Origin of the sequence: Streptomyces sp. CWNU-52B (assembly GCF_047444975.1) — a bacterium.
Classification (GTDB): Bacteria; Actinomycetota; Actinomycetes; order Streptomycetales; family Streptomycetaceae; genus Streptomyces.
In genome coordinates this window covers 135,038-151,422 of the sequence record NZ_JBLFJV010000027.1, presented here as the reverse complement: position 1 = coordinate 151,422, position 16,385 = coordinate 135,038, and the positions used below count along the sequence as shown (strand labels likewise).

The following is a 16,385-nucleotide window of genomic DNA, read 5'->3' as shown; positions in this document are numbered from 1 at the left end:
GGCGGACACAGATGTACCCCCAACCGTCCACGATTGGGGGTACAGAGGTCTGTTGCCTGGCCTGAATCAGCCTTGCGGGCCGGGGTCCGGGGTCACTTCCGGGACCGGCTCCGGGTACGTCCGGTCAGACCTGGACGGTCCGCGGCTTGTGCGAGGGCCGCTTGGCCTCGTACGCGGAGATGTCCGCCTCGTTCTGCAGGGTGATGGAGATGTCGTCCAGCCCGTTCAGCAGCCGCCAGCGGGCGTTCTCGTCGAGGTCGAAGGCGGCCGTGATGCCCTCGGCACGCACCTCACGAGCCTCCAGGTCGACCGTGACCTGGGCCTGCGGGTCCTTCTCGGTGAGCTCCTGCAGCGCGTCCACGATCTTCTGCTCCAGAACCACCGTGAGCAGGCCGTTCTTGAGAGAGTTGCCCCGGAAGATGTCGGCGAAGCGGGACGAGACGACGGCCTTGAAGCCGTAGTTCTGCAGGGCCCACACGGCGTGCTCACGCGAGGAGCCGGTGCCGAAGTCGGGTCCCGCGACCAGGACCGTGGCGCCGGTGCGCTCGGGCTGGTTGAGGATGAAGGACGGGTCCTTGCGCCAGGCCTCGAACAGCCCGTCCTCGAAACCGTCCCTGGTCACCTTCTTGAGCCAGTGGGCGGGGATGATCTGGTCGGTGTCGACGTTGCTGCGGCGCAGCGGCACCGCCCGGCCGGTGTGTGTGGTGAATGCTTCCATGGCTCTCAGACTCCAGCGGGCGCAGGGACGTCGGCGTCGGCTTCGGACAGGTCGGCGGGGGACGCCAGATGGCCCAGTACCGCGGTGGCGGCGGCGACCTGCGGCGACACCAGGTGCGTACGGCCGCCCTTGCCCTGCCTGCCCTCGAAGTTGCGGTTGGAGGTGGACGCGGAGCGCTCACCGGGGGCCAGCTGGTCGGGGTTCATGCCCAGACACATCGAGCAGCCCGCGTGCCGCCATTCGGCGCCGGCCTCCTTGAAGACCAGGTCCAGGCCCTCGGAGACGGCCTGCAGACCGACCCGGGCGGAACCGGGGACGACCAGCATCCGTACGCCGTCGGCGACTTTGTGGCCCTCGACGACGGACGCCGCGGCCCGCAGGTCCTCGATACGACCGTTGGTGCACGAACCTACGAAGACGGTGTCGACCTTGATGTCGCGCAGCGCCTGTCCGGCGGTCAACCCCATGTACTCCAGGGCCTTTTCGGCAGCGAAGCGCTCCGAAGCGTCTTCGTACGAAGCAGGGTCGGGGACGGCCGCCGAAAGCGGTGCGCCCTGCCCGGGGTTGGTGCCCCAGGTGACGAACGGCGCGAGGGAGGCGGCGTCGATGACGACCTCCGCGTCGAATTCCGCGTCGTCGTCCGACTTGAGGGTCTTCCAGTACGCGACGGCGGCGTCCCAGTCCTCGCCCTGGGGGGCGTGGGCGCGGCCCTCGATGTACGCGAAGGTGGTCTCGTCGGGGGCGATCATGCCCGCGCGGGCGCCGGCCTCGATCGACATGTTGCAGATGGTCATCCGGGCCTCCATCGAGAGTTTCTCGATGGCGGAGCCGCGGTACTCCAGGATGTAGCCCTGGCCGCCGCCCGTGCCGATCTTGGTGATGATCGCCAGGATCAGGTCCTTGGCCGTGACATCCTCGGGCAGTTCGCCGTCGACCGTGATGGCCATGGTCCTGGGGCGGGCCAGCGGCAGGGTCTGGGTGGCGAGCACGTGCTCGACCTGGGAGGTGCCGATGCCGAAGGCCAGCGCGCCGAAGGCGCCGTGCGTGGAGGTGTGGGAGTCACCGCACACGACCGTGGTGCCGGGCTGGGTGAGGCCCAGCTGCGGGCCCACGACGTGCACGACACCCTGCTCGACGTCGCCCAGCGAGTGCAGGCGCACACCGAAGTCGGCGGCGTTCTTGCGCAGCGTCTCCAGCTGGACGCGGGAGACCGGGTCCGCGATGGGCTTGTCGATGTCGAGGGTCGGGGTGTTGTGATCCTCGGTGGCGATGGTGAGGTCGAGCCGGCGCACGGGGCGCCCCGCCTGACGGAGTCCGTCGAAGGCCTGGGGGCTGGTCACCTCGTGCAGCAGGTGCAGATCGATGAAGAGAAGGTCGGGCTCGCCCTCCGCGCGCCGGACGACATGGTCGTCCCAGACCTTCTCCGCGAGTGTCCTACCCATCGCTTTCCCTCCGGCCGGCCTGTGAGGCGCCGGCCCAACTAGAGATTTCGGGGGCGGCGGGCGTCCGTACCCCTCGTACCGGACGTCTTCCGCCAGGCCCGTCGGTCCGCGGGCCGTGTATGTATCAGGGTGGCGCGTTCCGCGGAAAATTGAACTTGCGTTTCACAGAGTGAGACGCGAGTATCGTGTCATGGACAACAGTAGCGGCGTCGGCGTTCTGGACAAGGCAGCCCTTGTCCTGAGCGCACTGGAGTCCGGTCCGGCCACCCTCGCGGGCCTGGTCGCGGCGACCGGACTGGCACGGCCCACGGCACATCGCCTCGCCGTGGCACTCGAACACCACCGGATGGTGGCGCGGGACATGCAGGGCCGTTTCATTCTCGGCCCCAGGCTCGCCGAGCTGGCCGCGGCCGCCGGCGAGGACCGTCTCCTCGCGACGGCGGGCCCGGTGCTCACCCACCTCCGCGATCTCACGGGCGAGAGCGCGCAGCTCTACCGCCGCCAGGGCGACATGCGGATCTGTGTCGCCGCGGCGGAGCGTCTGTCGGGCCTCAGGGACACGGTCCCGGTCGGCTCGACGCTCACCATGAAGGCGGGCTCCTCGGCGCAGATCCTGATGGCCTGGGAGGAGCCGGAGCGTCTGCACCGCGGCCTCCAGGGCGCCCGCTTCACGGCGACGGCCCTGTCCGGGGTACGGCGCCGGGGCTGGGCCCAGTCGATCGGCGAGCGCGAGCCGGGCGTCGCGTCCGTGTCCGCGCCGGTGCGCGGCCCCTCGAACCGCGTGGTCGCGGCGGTCTCGGTGTCGGGCCCGATCGAGCGGCTGACGCGGCACCCGGGCCGGATGCACGCCCAGGCGGTCATCGACGCGGCCGGGCGCCTGTCGGAGGCCCTGCGCCGCACCAGCTGATCCCGCGTCCCGCCAGATTCCCCGTACCTCGACTCCCCCGGCCGATCGCTTCAACGCCGCAGCGAACGGCCGGAGTTGATGTCCTCGCAGCTCAGCGCCGAAGACGGCGAAGGCGGCACGGCGCCGAAGCGCGCGGCACGAAAAAAGCCCTCCCCCGGCGGGGAAGGGCTTCTTCTGTTTCTCGGGTACCCCCGACCGGATTCGAACCGGCGCTACTGCCGTGAGAGGGCAGCGTGCTAGGCCGCTACACAACGGGGGCGAGGATCACGAGTGATCCAGCTGGGCTACCAGGACTCGAACCTAGAACAACGGAACCAGAAACCGTCGTGTTGCCAATTACACCATAGCCCAATGATGGTCTAGACCACCTGTACCCCCGACCGGATTCGAACCGGCGCTACTGCCGTGAGAGGGCAGCGTGCTAGGCCGCTACACAACGGGGGCCCTAGCGATCCTGCATGAGAGGCAGCGGGTGCGACCCGGACTGTCCCCCTGGGAAGGATCTGTACCCCCGACCGGATTCGAACCGGCGCTACCGCCTTGAGAGGGCGGCGTGCTAGGCCGCTACACAACGGGGGCCTTGCAGAGTTGGTCTCTGCTGTGCAGATAAGCTCTGCGAGCTGGCCTACCAGGACTCGAACCTAGACTAACGGAACCAGAAACCGTCGTGCTGCCAATTACACCATAGGCCACTGAAACTCAACCCCGACGGGGATTTTGTTTTAGCTTGCGCTTCCGGCTTCTGGACCTTTCGGTCTGCTCTCCGGCGGCGCAGGAAGAACATTACCTGAAGGTGGACGGCGCTCCAAAACGGGTATCGGGCCGGAGGATCGCGGGGAGTTCGGCCAGCGAGGCGATCCGGCGCAGGCGGGCGGGCCCCTGCGCGGACGGGCCCGGTGCGGCGTCCGGGGCGGGGGGCGTGACGGCCCTCACGCCCGTGCGGTCGATCCACACCGAGAACAGCCCGGCGTCGGCCGCGCCCCGCCCGTCGATCTCCGGGTGGTCCCCGACGTACGCGACCTTGTGCGGGGGCAGTTCCAGGGCCTCGCACGCCGCGTGGAAGGCCTCCGCCGCGGGCTTGGAGACGCCCAGTTCGGCCGCGCACAGCACCGATTCGAAGCGGTCCCGTACGCCGAGGACGCTCAGCTTGTGCTCCTGGACCCGGAGGCTGGAGTTGGAGAGCACCGCGTGACGGTGGCTGCCCGCCAGCAGGTCGAGGACGGGCAGCACATCAGGGAACAGCGCCCAGGCCCGCTCGTAATGACCGAGGTAGCGGACGAACCAGCTCTCCGCGTCCGTGTCGGTCAGCGGCCGGTCGAGGAACGCCCGCACCCGGTCGCGCCGGCCGCCCTCCCAGTCCACCTCGCCCGCCGCGAACCTCGCCCACTGCCGGTCGGTGAGCTCGCGCCAACGCCCGAGGGCCTGCTCGACGGAGACGTACCCGTCGAGCAGGCCCTCGGCCGCGAGATGTCCCCGCATACCGACGCGGTCCGCCGTGGTGTAGTCGAAGATCGTGTCGTCGACGTCCCACACCACGGCTTCGATCACGCCGGCTCCGATGCTCATGCACCGACGGTACCGCCGGTGCGTGAGCAGGTCAGGCGGTGGGTGCCGGGCCGGTCAGCTTCGCCAGCGCGGCGTCGATGCGGCTCAGCGACTTCTCCTTGCCCAGGATCTCCAGGGACTCGAAGAGCGGCAGGCCCACCGTGCGGCCGGTGACGGCCACGCGGACCGGGGCCTGCGCCTTGCCGAGCTTGAGGCCGTGGGCCTCGCCCGCAGCCAGTACGGCCTCCTTGAGGGAGTCCGCCGAGGTCCAGTCCGCGGAGGCGAGCTTCTCGCGGGCCGTGCCGAGCAGCGCGTCCGAGCCGTCCTTCATCGCCTTGGTCCAGGACGCCTCGTCGAAGGCCGGCTCCGGGAGGAACAGGAAGTCGACGTTGTCGGTGATCTCGGAGAGGACCTTGAGGCGGGTCTGGGCGTGCGGGGCGATCGCGTCCCACTTGGCCGGGTCGAAGTCCTCCGGCGCCCAGGGGGCGAAGGGGGCCGCCAGCCAGGGGGCGCAGCGCTCGGCGAACTCCTTCACGTCGAGCAGCCGGATGTGGTCGCCGTTGATCGACTCGCACTTCTTGAGGTCGAAGCGGGCCGGGTTGGGGTTCACGTCGGAGATGTCGAAGGCGGCGACCATCTCCTCGATCGTGAAGATGTCGCGGTCCGCCGAGAGCGACCAGCCGAGGAGGGACAGGTAGTTCAGCAGGCCCTCCGGGAGGAACCCGCGCTCCCGGTAGAGGTTCAGGGAGGACTCCGGGTCCCGCTTGGAGAGCTTCTTGTTCCCCTCGCCCATCACGTACGGGAGGTGGCCGAAGGCCGGGGTCTCCTTGGCGATGCCCAGTTCGACGAGCGCCTTGTAGAGGGCGATCTGGCGCGGGGTGGAGGAGAGCAGGTCCTCGCCGCGCAGGACGTGGGTGATCTCCATCAGGGCGTCGTCGACCGGGTTGACCAGCGTGTAGAGCGGGGCGCCGTTGGCGCGGACGATCCCGTAGTCCGGCACGTTCTCCGGGAGGTAGGTGATGTCCCCGCGGACCAGGTCCGTGAAGGTGATCGCCTCGTCGGGCATCCGGAAGCGGACGATGGAGGTGCGGCCCTGCGCCTCGTACGCGCTCTTCTGCTCGGCGGTCAGCTCGCGGCAGTGGCCGTCGTAGCCGGACGGCTTGCCCGCGGCGCGGGCGGCGGCACGGCGGACGTCCAGCTCCTCCGTCGAGCAGTAGCAGTGGTAGGCGCGCCCCGCGTCGAGGAGCTTGCGCGCGACGTCCTGGTAGATGTCCATGCGCTGCGACTGGCGGTACGGCGCGTGGGGGCCGCCGATCTCGGGGCCCTCGTCCCAGTCGAAGCCCAGCCAGCGCAGCGAGTCCAGGAGCTGCTCGTAGGACTCCTCGGAGTCACGGGCCGCGTCGGTGTCCTCGATGCGGAAGACGAACGTGCCGCCGGTGTGGCGGGCGAACGCCCAGTTGAACAGGGCCGTGCGGACCAGGCCCACGTGGGGGTTGCCGGTCGGGGACGGACAGAAACGTACGCGGACAGGTCCGTTAACCACGCTTGATCACCTTGTTGGTGAGAGTGCCGATGCCTTCGATGGTGACGGCGACCTCGTCGCCGACACTGAGCGGGCCCACCCCCGCGGGGGTGCCCGTGAGGATCACGTCGCCGGGGAGCAGCGTCATGGCCTCGGTGATGTTGACGATCAGGTCCTCGATGGAGTTCGTCATCTCGCTGGTGCGGCCGAGCTGGCGCTGCTGTCCGTTGACCGTGCACTGGATGGTGAGGTCGGACGGGTCGAGGTCCGTCTCCACCCAGGGACCCAGCGGGCAGGACGTGTCGAAGCCCTTGGCCCGCGCCCACTGCTTCTCGCGCCGCTGGACGTCGCGTGCGGTGACGTCGTTCGCGCAGGTGTAGCCGAGGATCACGTCCTTGACGCGTTCCCGCGGGACCTCCCGGCACATCCGGCCGATGACCACGGCGAGTTCCGCCTCGTGGTGCAGCTCCTGGGAGAAGGAGGGGTACGCGATGTCGTCGCCGGAGCCGATCACCGAGGTGGACGGCTTGAAGAAGGCGAACGGGGCGTCGGGCACCTCGCCGCCCATCTCCTTGGCGTGGTCCGCGTAGTTGCGGCCGAAGGCCACGACCTTGTTCGGGAGCACGGGCGGCAGGAGGCGGACCTTGCTCAGCGGGACCTTGGTCCCGGAGAGCTCGAAGTCCGCGAACGGGATGCCCTTGATGATGTCGAGCACGAGGCCGTCGGTCGATCCAGGAGGGCTCTCGCCCTCGACCGCACCGAACGCGACGTTGCCGTCGATGGAGAACCTGGCGATGCGCACGGGATCCTTGCGCCCCTCACTGAGCTGGCCGGAGTCTGAAGTCTGACGCTCCAGGCTAACGCGGCAAGGGGCGGCCGCCTCGCGCACTTGTCGCGCACGTCGCGAGCGGACGGGTCGCGCACGAGGTGTGCGCACCAGGCGCGAGAGGCATCCGGGCGGGGGCCCGTGGGAGGGCCGTGGGAGGGTTACTCCGTGATCGTCGTGGCGACCGGCACGTCCATCAGGATGGTGCGCCGGGGGTTGGCCGTCTGCGCGGGGAGCTCCGCGTGCTCGACGGGCTGCTCCGACTGCTCCGGCGTACGCGCCCCCTCGGCGTCCTGGAGGTCCTCCAGGTGCGCCAGCGTGGTGCGTCGCGGGTTGGCTATGTTGCGGAACATCATCGTCGTCTTCATCTGGGGTTACAGGCCCTGTTCGGTAGAGGCGCCGGCGGGTTCGGGAACCGTCGCGTAGGCGCAGGTTGTCGGATTTGCCATCCCTGTAAAGCGTCAGGCTAAACACGCGGTTCCCTGTCGAAGCCGTGAAGACACCGTGATCGTCGTGTGAGTTTCCTCACTCAGCAGTAGGCAAACCGGCTAATTCGGGCCTTCAACTCCACGCCACTAAACGGACATTGCACCACTGAAGACATCATTCCGCTCCTGATCATCTCGACTGGGACACCAGCCACTCATGAAGGTCTCGTCCTGATGTGCCCCTTATGAGTGAGGTCACTTTCTACGTCTCGTAACTCCGCACTCACAAGGCGTCACGGAGGTCACAGCATGACCCATGGGCCTTGTTGGAGATCCGGCACTGTGCTGGAATTCCACGGACCGCCGCAGGAATGAACCGGCGCGCAGGGGCGCAACGCAGCGCCGAGTGGCGGCGGGAAAGGGGAGCCTGCGCCGGTCACTCACGACCACCACTGGGAGTAGCTTCAGGGCGCTCCCAAGACGCCGACACCGTCCCGCCGTTCACGCGGAGGGGCGCCTGGTCCAGAGGTTGCGACGCTAGTGCAGGGACGTTTCAAGAGGGATGGCAGCGCTTCGGCGGAGCCGGAGCCGCAAGGCGGGACTGGCCACAGGGCAGTCGGCTCCTCGCCCCAGCACGCCCAGAACCCGGGACCGGCGCAGGCCGGCAACAGTGGTGACCGCTCTTCGCGGCCCGGCGCGCCAGGTGGCGCCCAGGGCAAGGGCGGCCCGAACGCGGCGAACGGTGCTCCCGGCACCACCCCCTCCGCGCCGCCGAAGCCGAAGGGCCCCACCGGCCCCGGCTCACGAATAGCCCTGCGCAACTGGCGCATCTCCACGCGTCTGGTCTCACTGCTCGCCCTGCCCGTGGTCGCCGCGACCTCGCTGGGTGCCCTGCGCATCAGCGACACCATGGACGAGATCCAGCAGCTCGAGAACATGAAGCTGCTGACCGACATGACGAAGCAGGCGACCGAGCTCGCCGCCGCGCTCCAGGAGGAGCGCGACAAGTCGGCCGGCCCCCTCGCCAACGGCACCAAGGCGAGCGACGTCTCGATCAAGGGCCTCCGCGACAAGACCGACCGTGCGCGCGCCGACTTCATGGAGCGCACCCACGAGCTCGACGACGCGGACAACAACGAGAACCTCGACGGTGTCCGGGACAACGTGGTGGCCATCGCCACCCAGCTGAACACCCTGAGCGGCATCCGCAACAACGCCTTCCAGGACGAGGACAACTCCTCTCAGTCGGTCGAGGCGTACCACCGGCTGATCGAGCAGTTGCTCGGCCTCTCACAGGACATGGCCGAGGCGACCAGCAACCCGGAGATGATCCAGCGCACGCGCGCCCTGGCGGCGTTCTCCACCGCCAAGGAGTACGCGTCCATCCAGCGCGCGATCGTCGCCGCGGCCCTGCCCGCCACGGACAAGACGTTCGGTGAGCTCTCCCCGAACGACCGGCAGTACGGCCTCTCCGCCTTCGAGAACCAGCGGTTCGAGCTCACCAGTTTCGCGTCCATCTACGAGGGCAACGCGGCCTCGCTCACCAAGCCCCTGGACGAGCCGAGCCCGACCATCAAGGACGCGGACGGCTATCTGCAGCGTGTGCTCCAGCGCAACAACGGTCTGCAGCTCCAGGCCAAGCGCTCCTACCTGGACTGGGTGGACGCCGACTCCTCCAAGATCCAGGAGATGTCGAAGATCGAGCTGACGCTCCTCAACCAGATGGAGCAGAAGGCCCGCGAGCTGCGCAACGAGTCCGAGCAGGAAGCCATCTTCTCGGGTGCGCTGATCCTGCTGGTGCTCGGAGTCTCGCTGGTCGGCGCCTTCGTGGTGGCCCGCTCGATGATCCGCTCGCTGCGCCGGCTGCAGGACACGGCGACGAAGGTCGCCCAGGACCGGCTGCCCGAGCTGGTCAAGCAGCTGTCCGAGTCCGACCCGCAGGACGTCGACACGTCCGTCGAGTCGGTCGGTGTGCACTCCCGGGACGAGATCGGCCAGGTGGCCGCGGCCTTCGACGACGTGCACCGCGAGGCCGTCCGACTGGCCGCCGAGCAGGCCCTCCTGCGAGGCAACGTCAACGCGATGTTCACCAACCTCTCGCGCCGTTCCCAGGGCCTCATCCAGCGTCAGCTCTCGCTCATCTCCGAGCTGGAGTCCCGCGAGGCCGACCCGGACCAGCTGTCCTCCCTCTTCAAGCTCGACCACCTCGCGACCCGTATGCGCCGTAACGGCGAGAACCTCCTGGTCCTCGCCGGTGAGGAGCCCGGCCGCCGCTGGACCCGCCCGGTCCCGCTGGTCGACGTGCTCCGTGCCGCCGCCTCCGAGGTGGAGCAGTACGAGCGCATCGAGCTGTCGTCGGTGCCCACCACCGAGGTCGCGGGACGCGTGGTCAACGACCTCGTGCACCTGCTCGCCGAGCTCCTTGAGAACGCCACCTCGTTCTCCTCCCCGCAGACCAAGGTCAAGGTGACCGGTCACGCGCTGCCCGACGGCCGCGTGCTGATCGAGATCCACGACACCGGTATCGGCCTCTCGCCCGAGGACCTCGCGGCCATCAACGAGCGGCTCGCCTCGCCGCCCACCGTGGACGTCTCCGTCTCCCGCCGCATGGGTCTGTTCGTGGTCGGCCGGCTGTCGCAGCGGCACGGCATCCGCATCCAGCTGCGTCCCTCCGACTCCGGTGGTACGACCGCGCTGGTCATGCTCCCCGTCGACGTCGCCCAGGGCGGCCGCAAGGTGCCGGGCAACAAGCAGGGCCAGGGTGCCCCCGCCGTCGGCGGTCCGGCGGCGGCGCAGGCCGCGGCCGGTGTCGCGGCGGCCCGCCGGGGCGGTCCCGCTCTCGGCGCGGGTGCTCCCGCGGCCGGCAGCGGCGGTGGCAACGGCGGCCGGCTGAACCCCCCGCCGCAGCGTGGCCAGGTCGCGGCCGGTGCCGCGCCGCGCGCCGCGCTGCCCAGGCCGGACGCCGGTGGCGGCCGTCCGGGCGGACCGGGTGCGCCCGGTGGACCGCGGAACCCGCAGTCCCCCCAGCAGCCCCCGCAGGGCAGGCCCGCTCCCGCGGGTGCTCCGCAGCAGAGCTTCAACGGCTTCGGCAACAACGACTCCGGCCGCCAGGACCTGTTCGGCGGCGCACGCCAGGACACCAACGGCGGCAACCGCGGCCCCGGCTTCCCGCAGGGCCAGCAGCGGCCGGCGGGCAACGGCGACCAGGGACGTCGTCCTCAGCAGCAGTCGCCGCAGGGTCCGCCGCGTGGCGGGCCGCGAGCCGAGCTGCCGGGCGGCAACCCGCAGCCACGGGTGCCCAGCTGGAGCGACGACAACGCCCAGCCGCCGGTGCCGCGTGCCACGCCGGACGTCCCGCGCGGCCACGAGGAGCCGGACGTCACGTCGCAGATGCCGCGGATCGACGACCGGCCGGGCGGACCCGCGTCCACCGCCGAGTTCCAGCGGCCCGACTACTCCGACCCGAACGCCCCGCGCCCCGGCACGCACGCGCCGCAGGGCAACGGACAGTTCGTCCGCCCGGACGTGTTCGGCGCGCCGAACCCCTCCGGCGGCGGGCAGAACCCCCAGGCGGGTGGCCAGTTCAACCGCCAGGACCCGGCCCAGTACTCCCCGACCGGTTACGACAGCGGCTCCGGCTACGACAGCGGCGCGAGCGGCCAGTACCCGGCACAGGGACCCGGCGCCCAGCAGGACACCGGGCAGTTCCCGGCGCAGGGCTACGACGAGCGGCAGGGCGGTGGCACCGGGCAGTTCGAGCGGCCCACCAACGGCAGCCGTCCGCCGCAGCAGCGCCCGCAGTCGCGCCGCCGCCCCTCGCTCCCTCCGGAGCCGGACGGCAACAGCAACGGCAGGGGCACCGGCCAGCGGCCCGACGAGGTCCGCGGACCGAACGAGGCCTGGGAACTGCCGCCCGCGACCAGCCCCGGCGACGGTCGTACACCGCTGTACGACACGCTGGAGACCAACTGGTTCAACCAGGCTCAGGGCGGCGACGGCGCCCAGAACGAGCCTGCTCCGCAGCAGCCCGCACAGGCTCCCGCGGCCCCGCAGCGTCCGGCACCCGCCGGCGCTTCCGCCTCCTCATGGCGGACCACTCCCAATGACGAACTCGGCCGTCAGGCCGAGCGGGTACGCCAGCCCTCCGCGGGTGGGCCTCGTCGCCATCCACCAGCCCGGTGGCGACGAGAGCAACGGTGGCGCCCCGGCCGTGACACTGCTCGAAAGGGTGCTCAGTGGACTTCGCAAGCTCTGACGGAGGGCGGGCGACCACCTCCGCGAAGATCGTGGTGGCGGGTGGCTTCGGTGTAGGCAAGACCACGTTCGTGGGTGCCGTCTCCGAGATCAACCCGCTGCGCACCGAGGCCGTGATGACCTCCGCCTCGGCGGGCATCGACGACCTCACCCACACCGGGGACAAGACCACCACCACGGTGGCCATGGACTTCGGCCGTATCACCCTGGACCAGGACCTGATCCTGTACCTCTTCGGTACCCCCGGTCAGGACCGCTTCTGGTTCATGTGGGACGACCTGGTACGCGGCGCGATCGGCGCCGTCGTCCTGGTCGACACCCGTCGCCTCGCCGACTGCTTCCCCGCGGTCGACTACTTCGAGAACAGCGGCCTGCCGTTCGTCATCGCCCTCAACGGCTTCGACGGACACCAGCCCTACACTCCCGAGGAAGTCCGCGAGGCCCTGCAGATCGGACCCGACGCCCCGATCATCACCACGGACGCCCGCCACCGTTCGGACGCCAAGAGCGCGCTGATCACGCTGGTCGAGCACGCCTTGATGGCGCGCCTTCGGTAGGGCCCGCTCGGAGGAGAATGTCCCGGCACTCGAGACGGCAACGCCGTACAGAAGTCGTCGTAGACGCATGGGAGCCGGCTGTGTCGTTTGACACGGTCGGCCTCGGTGTTCATAACGTTTCGACAGAGATATCGAGTGGTGTCGACACGCGTAGCGGTCACCTGATGCCCCTGTGCTCACAAAAGCCCCGTCTTTTGGCGGGGCTCGTTCTTTATGACCGTTTTATCTGGGGCTTACATCACCCGGAATTCACGGTTCCGAGTGTTTGGACGAGCACACAGCGACGTGCTGGAATGCCAGAACTGCCCAGTAGTAACTGCCCAGTAGCAGCCCAGCAGTAAGGGCCGGAAAGACACACGCGGCACGACGAAGGTGCCGAGCCGAGAGGTTGTTGGTCGAGTGAGGCGAAGCAAGAACGGTCCCGAGCCGTCGGCACGGGGCAACTTCACCCCGCCGCCGCGCGGAGCGGCACCCGCACATGTGCCCGGCTCGGAGCCGACGGCCCCGCCCAAGCCCAGCGGCGGCCGTTTCTCTCCGCGCAACTGGCGTGTGCCCACCAGGCTGAACGCGATCCTGCTCATACCCGTGGTCGTCGGTCTCGTCATGGGCGGCTTCCAGGTCAAGAGCTCGATCGACACCTGGCAGGAGGCCGAGGACGCGGAGAACACCGCGCGCCTGGTCCGCGCCGCCCTGACCTACGGCGACAAGCTGTACGCCGAGCGCGACATCACCGCCGCTCCCCTGCTGCAGGGCGACGGCGAGAAGGACGCGACCGTCGTCAAGGCGCGCGGTGAGACGGACGCCGCCGCCGTCGCCTTCAACGAGGCCGCCAAGACCATGCCGCCCAAGGCCGGTCTGGAGCGCCGCCTCGGCATCTTCCGCAAGCAGGAGCCCAAGCTCGACACCCTGCGCGCGGCCGCGTACACCTCGAAGCTCACCGGCGTGCAGACCGAAGAGGGCTACGTCGAGATCCAGCACCCGCTGATGGAGTTCGCCAACGAGCTCGGTCTGGGCACCGGAAACATCACCAGCTACGGCCGTACGGTCTACGCGATCTCCCTGTCCAAGGCGGCCCTCTCCCTCCAGCGCTCCATCGGCATGCACATGCTGATCAAGCCGGGCCCCTCCGACGACAGCCTGGCCAAGCAGCGCGTCGCCCTCACCTCGTACGCGTACCTCGAAGGCATCGCCGTCGAGGAGTACATCGGCGGTGGCACCGAGAGCGACGCCGCCAAGCTGGAGCAGGCCCAGAAGCAGATCCAGACCGAGGGCGCCGCCCAGGCCAAGGAGGCCGCGGAGACCGCCGCGGCGCGCGGCGACACCTATGTACCGCCGCCGTCCGACCCGACCGACATGGTCAGCGGTCTGGGCACCCTCCCGTCGACCGACGCCAGTGTCCGCGTCGCGCTCGCCGACAAGGGCATCACGGCCCAGAACTGGTGGGCGGTCAACACCGCCAAGTACAACGCCTACCGCACGATCGAGGCGGACCTCGGCGACAAGGCCGTGGCCGAGGCCTCGACCATCGCCTCCGACGCCAAGCGTGACGCCTTCATCACCGGTGCCGCCGTCGTCATCGCGCTGCTCGCCGCCTTCATCCTGGCCGGCATGGTGGCCCGCCAGATGAGCCGCTCGATGCGCCAGCTGCGCAACGCGGCCTTCGGGGTCGCCGAGCAGCGCCTGCCGATGCTGGTCGACCAGCTCTCGCGCACCGACCCGGGCCGGGTGGACACCCGTGTCCAGCCCATCCCGATCACCACCACGGACGAGATCGGCGAGGTCGCGCGCGCCTTCGACCAGGTCCACCGTGAGGCCGTACGGCTCGCCGCCGAGCAGGCCATGCTGCGGGGCAACATCAACGCGATCTTCACCAACCTGTCGCGCCGCAACCAGTCGCTGATCGAGGGCCAGCTGACCCTGATCACCGAGCTGGAGAACAACGAGGCCGACCCGGACCAGCTGGAGAGCCTCTTCCGGCTCGACCACCTCGCGACCCGGATGCGCCGCAACGGCGAGAACCTCCTGGTCCTCGCCGGCGAGGAGCCGGGCCGCCGCTGGGACCAGCCGGTCCCGCTGGTCGACGTGCTGCGCGCCGCCTCCTCCGAGGTGGAGCAGTACGAGCGCATCGAGCTGTCCGGCGTACCGGAGGCCGAGATCCACGGCCGCGCGGTGACCGACCTCGTGCACCTGCTCGCCGAGCTCCTGGAGAACGCCACCACGTTCTCCTCCCCGCAGACCAAGGTCCGCGTCACCGCGACCCGGCTGCCGGACGGCCGCATCATGGTCGAGATCCACGACAAGGGCATCGGCCTCACCGCCGAGGACTTCGCGGACATCAACCACAAACTGGCCAACCCGCCGACCGTGGACGCCGCGATCTCGCAGCGTATGGGCCTCTTCGTGGTCGGCCGGCTGTCCGACCGGCACGGCATCCGCGTCCAGCTGCGCCCCTCGGGTGAGCAGGCCGGCACGACGTCGCTCGTCATGCTCCCCGACGCGATCACCCACGGTGGCGGCGGCGACCAGATACAGCGCGACGACTTCACGGTCTCGCAGATCATCCCGGAGCTCGAACAGCAGCCCTTCCAGGGCGAACAGTTCCAGAGCGTCCAGCCGCCGCCGCTGCGCACAGCCGCCGAACTGGGCTTCGACGACAGCCGCTACACCGAGGTCCCGGACGACATACGCGAGCTGGACCCGGTGGGCCGCTCGCTCATGCGCGACGAGCGCCGCGCGGCCCTGGAGGCCCAGACGCAGGACCCCGAGGGCACGGCTCCGTCCTTCCAGGGCGAGTTCGACCCGCAGCAGGCCTACGACAACGGCACGCAGCCCCAGGGGTTCGAGAACGGGCAGGCCGCGTTCGGCGACACACCGGCCGCGTACAGCGAGACTCCGGCATATGACCCGCAGACGCCGTACACGGAGCAGCAGCAGACGGCGTACGACGAGACGTACTTCCCGCCGGCCGGTCAGTACCCGGAACTCCCCTATGCGGAGCCGGTCCAGGACGAGCACCAGCCGGCCCAGGCAGCCGGGCCGGACGGGTTCCCCGCCTTCGGGGAGCAGACCTACCAGGACGACTGGCCGCAGCCGGACGCGTATCCGAACGGCTACCCCTCCGAGTACGCTCCCGAAGCGGAATCCGCGCAGGCCACTGACGTGGCCGAGCCGGACCGCGTAGGCTTCGATTCTCCGGGTCCGGGCCCCTCCGACGCCCACGAGCTGACCGACGCCGGGCTTCCGCGCCGCGGATCCACCGACGCCGGGCTCCCCCGCCGTGGAGCCACCGCGGGCGGCGGACAGAGCGTGGGCAAGGAATCACCGGCGCCCTTCGCACCACCAGCACCATCAGGCAACGACAGCAACGGAAGCGGCACCAACGGCACCGGCAAGGGCGACTGGCGGTCGAGCAACGACCAGATGTGGCACCGCGCCGAGCAGCTGAAGGAGCCCAAGGCGGGCGGAGTCACCCCCTCCGGACTGCCACGGCGGGTACCGAAGGCCAATCTGGTCGAGGGCACCGCGGAATCGACCCCACAGGGCGGCCCCCAGGTCTCCCGCGCTCCCGAGGACGTCCGGGGCAGGTTGAGCAACCTGCGCCGGGGCGTACAGCGGGGACGTAATGCAGGAAGCGATACGAATGGTCAGGGTCTCGGCCCTGACAGCACCTACAACCAGGAGCGTTAGTGTGAGCCCGATGAGCCAGGCGGCACAGAACCTGAACTGGTTGATCACCAACTTCGTGGACAACACCCCCGGGGTGTCCCACACCGTGGTGGTCTCCGCCGACGGACTCCTTCTGGCAATGTCCGAAGGGTTCCCGCGCGACCGCGCCGACCAGCTCGCGGCCGTCGCGTCGGGCCTGACCTCACTGACCGCGGGCGCCTCCCGCATCTTCGAGGGCGGGAGCGTGAACCAGACGGTTGTGGAGATGGAGCGAGGGTTCCTCTTCATCATGTCCATTTCCGACGGTTCCTCACTCGCCGTTCTCGCACATCCGGAAGCGGACATCGGTCTCGTTGGGTACGAGATGGCCCTTCTCGTGGACCGTGCCGGTACGGTCCTCACGCCGGATCTGCGTGCCGAGCTCCAGGGGAGCCTTCTCAACTAGCAGACAGACAATGCGTTTTGGCAGCCCTTGGCCTTAAGGTTTCGGGACGCGGCTCCGTGTTGACGGGGCCCGGCA

The 16,385-nt window shown here is 69.7% G+C and carries 11 protein-coding genes and 5 tRNA genes; 5 read left to right on the top strand and 11 right to left on the bottom strand.

Annotated elements, in window-relative coordinates; translation table 11 throughout:
* Window positions 1-124 precede the first annotated feature (124 nt).
* Complete coding sequence (gene leuD / locus ACLVWQ_RS25255) at window positions 125-718, bottom strand: 3-isopropylmalate dehydratase small subunit (protein ID WP_414111446.1); 594 nt, start codon at window positions 716-718, stop codon at window positions 125-127.
* Between the two features lie 5 nt (window positions 719-723).
* A complete protein-coding gene (gene leuC, locus ACLVWQ_RS25250) occupies window positions 724-2,160 on the bottom strand; it encodes a 3-isopropylmalate dehydratase large subunit (protein ID WP_414111445.1) in 1,437 nt (478 codons plus the stop codon).
* A 190-nt stretch (window positions 2,161-2,350) separates the two neighbouring features.
* On the opposite strand from leuC, the gene ndgR reads away from it, so the two are divergent.
* Entirely contained in the window at window positions 2,351-3,067 is a 717-nt protein-coding gene (gene ndgR, locus ACLVWQ_RS25245; RefSeq protein ID WP_055517819.1) for an IclR family transcriptional regulator NdgR, read from the top strand.
* Between the two features lie 186 nt (window positions 3,068-3,253).
* Here ndgR and ACLVWQ_RS25240 read toward each other — a convergent pair.
* The 9 genes from ACLVWQ_RS25240 to ACLVWQ_RS25200 form a co-directional block, all read right to left on the bottom strand.
* Window positions 3,254-3,326: transfer RNA gene (locus ACLVWQ_RS25240), tRNA-Glu, on the bottom strand.
* A 20-nt stretch (window positions 3,327-3,346) separates the two neighbouring features.
* A tRNA-Gln gene (locus ACLVWQ_RS25235) sits at window positions 3,347-3,418 on the bottom strand.
* A gap of 20 nt (window positions 3,419-3,438) precedes the next feature.
* Window positions 3,439-3,511: transfer RNA gene (locus ACLVWQ_RS25230), tRNA-Glu, on the bottom strand.
* 62 nt (window positions 3,512-3,573) lie between these two features.
* Window positions 3,574-3,646: transfer RNA gene (locus ACLVWQ_RS25225), tRNA-Glu, on the bottom strand.
* 41 nt (window positions 3,647-3,687) lie between these two features.
* Window positions 3,688-3,759 (bottom strand) — tRNA-Gln (locus tag ACLVWQ_RS25220).
* A gap of 91 nt (window positions 3,760-3,850) precedes the next feature.
* Window positions 3,851-4,633, bottom strand: a complete 783-nt coding sequence (locus tag ACLVWQ_RS25215) for an HAD family hydrolase (protein WP_414111444.1) — start codon at window positions 4,631-4,633, stop codon at window positions 3,851-3,853.
* A 31-nt stretch (window positions 4,634-4,664) separates the two neighbouring features.
* Window positions 4,665-6,155 (bottom strand): glutamate--tRNA ligase, encoded by a 1,491-nt coding sequence (gltX, locus tag ACLVWQ_RS25210; protein ID WP_414111443.1) that lies wholly within the window; start codon window positions 6,153-6,155, stop codon window positions 4,665-4,667.
* Window positions 6,148-6,936, bottom strand: a complete 789-nt coding sequence (locus ACLVWQ_RS25205; protein ID WP_414111442.1) for a fumarylacetoacetate hydrolase family protein — start codon at window positions 6,934-6,936, stop codon at window positions 6,148-6,150. The genes gltX and ACLVWQ_RS25205 overlap by 8 nt, the downstream gene beginning before the upstream one ends.
* 185 nt (window positions 6,937-7,121) lie before the next feature.
* Entirely contained in the window at window positions 7,122-7,328 is a 207-nt protein-coding gene (locus tag ACLVWQ_RS25200; RefSeq protein ID WP_414111441.1) for a hypothetical protein, read from the bottom strand.
* Window positions 7,329-7,928: 600 nt separating this feature from the next.
* Between ACLVWQ_RS25200 and ACLVWQ_RS25195 the strand changes: the two genes are divergently transcribed.
* The 4 genes from ACLVWQ_RS25195 to ACLVWQ_RS25180 all read left to right on the top strand — a co-directional run bounded on the left by ACLVWQ_RS25195 (window position 7,929) and on the right by ACLVWQ_RS25180 (window position 16,310).
* A complete protein-coding gene (locus ACLVWQ_RS25195) occupies window positions 7,929-11,699 on the top strand; it encodes a nitrate- and nitrite sensing domain-containing protein (protein WP_414111440.1) in 3,771 nt (1,256 codons plus the stop codon).
* Window positions 11,624-12,199: a GTP-binding protein gene (locus tag ACLVWQ_RS25190; protein ID WP_055520027.1), complete on the top strand. Its 576-nt coding sequence runs from the start codon at window positions 11,624-11,626 to the stop codon at window positions 12,197-12,199. Before ACLVWQ_RS25195 ends, ACLVWQ_RS25190 begins: the two co-directional genes overlap by 76 nt.
* 399 nt (window positions 12,200-12,598) lie before the next feature.
* Window positions 12,599-15,886 (top strand): nitrate- and nitrite sensing domain-containing protein, encoded by a 3,288-nt coding sequence (locus ACLVWQ_RS25185; protein WP_414111439.1) that lies wholly within the window; start codon window positions 12,599-12,601, stop codon window positions 15,884-15,886.
* 10 nt (window positions 15,887-15,896) lie between these two features.
* Window positions 15,897-16,310 carry a roadblock/LC7 domain-containing protein gene (locus tag ACLVWQ_RS25180; protein ID WP_033321188.1) on the top strand — a complete coding sequence of 138 codons (414 nt, stop codon included), beginning with the start codon at window positions 15,897-15,899 and terminating at the stop codon, window positions 16,308-16,310.
* Window positions 16,311-16,385 lie beyond the last annotated feature (75 nt).